Here is a 1,302-nt window from a genome sequence, read left to right as displayed (position 1 = left end):
CCACCCGGGAACCGGCACGCCATACCCACCACCGCGATCGGCTCACGTGCCGCCTCGGCCATCCGGCGGTTCTCCCGCTGCAAACGGTCACGTTCCTTCAATGAGGCCCGCAGCGCCCGGACAACGTCATCTGTGGATGCAGCCATGATGAAACCTGCTTTCCGAGTCGAATCAGGAATTGTCGCCGAGAGCGGACTGGATGAGGTCGTCGACAGCCATCTGATCGATGGCGTCCTCTTCGGTCCCGGTGTCCGTTTCCGTGGCTCCAACTGTCGCGGCCGCCAAACCAATGACCTGCAGCAGAGGCTTCATCAAGCCGGCCTCCCTGAGCTGGGCCAACGGAATTCTGGCGAGTGCCTGGCGAATCTCGGCCTCCCCTGCCTCGACTTCCGCTGTGTCTGTTGTGGTTTGGGTTGTGGTGGGGGTGAGTTGGTCGTTGAGGTATTGGGTGAGTGCGGTGGGGGTGGGGTGGTCGAAGACGGTGGTGGCGGGGAGTCGTATTCCGGTGGCGGTGAAGAGGCGGTTGCGGAGTTCGACGGCGGTGAGTGAGTCCAGGCCTTGGTCGAGGAATCCCCGGTTGGGTTCGATGGTGTGGGGGGTGTCTTGGGTGAGGACGACGGCGGTGTGCCGGCGGACGAGGGTGAGGATGTGTTCGTGGCGTTCGGTGGGTGTGAGGGTGGCGAGTTGTTCGGTGAGGGCAGGTCCGTGTTGGTGGGTGGTGGCGGTGGGTCGTACGGCTTTGAGCCGTGACCAGAGGGGGTGGGTGGGGATGTGGTCGAGGTTGAGTGCGGAGGCGAGGTGCAGTGGCCGGTGGCTGTGGTTGTGGGCGTCGAAGATCTGCAGTCCCTGCTGGGAGCTGAGCGGCTTGATGGCGCTGCGTGACATGCGGGCGAGGTCCTGGTCGCTGAGGTGGCCTGTCATGCCGCTGGTTTGGGCCCACAGTCCCCAGGCGAGGCTGGTGGCGGGCAGGCCGTGGGCGTGGCGGTGGCCTGCGAGGGCGTCCAGGAACGCGTTGGCCGCACTGTAGTTGGCCTGACCGGGGCTCCCCAGCAGACCCGCGACCGAGGAGAACAGGACGAAGGCGCCCAGCTCACGGTCGCTCGTCAACTCGTGCAGGTTGACTGCTGAATCGGCCTTCGAGGCCAGAATCGTCCGCAGCTGCTTGGGGGTCAAAGCTGTCAATGTCGCGTCGTCGAGCGCGCCTGTGGTGTGGATGACGGCGGTGAGGGGGTGGTCGTGGGGGATGGTGTTGATGGCCTTGGTGAGTGCGGGTTTGTTCGCGGCGTCGCAGGCGGTGATGGT

The 1,302-nt window shown here is 65.4% G+C and carries 1 protein-coding gene; it reads right to left on the bottom strand.

Annotated elements, in window-relative coordinates; translation table 11 throughout:
* Positions 1–171: 171 nt before the first annotated feature.
* A partial coding sequence (locus tag AV521_RS46200; protein ID WP_143658791.1) for a beta-ketoacyl reductase occupies positions 172–1,302 on the bottom strand: 1,131 nt, incomplete at its 5' end.

It is taken from the genome of Streptomyces sp. IMTB 2501 (genome assembly GCF_001953885.1).
Lineage (GTDB): Bacteria > Actinomycetota > Actinomycetes > Streptomycetales > Streptomycetaceae > Streptomyces.
Note: the sequence above shows the minus strand (reverse complement) of the source record. Positions and strands in the feature narration are given on the sequence as shown.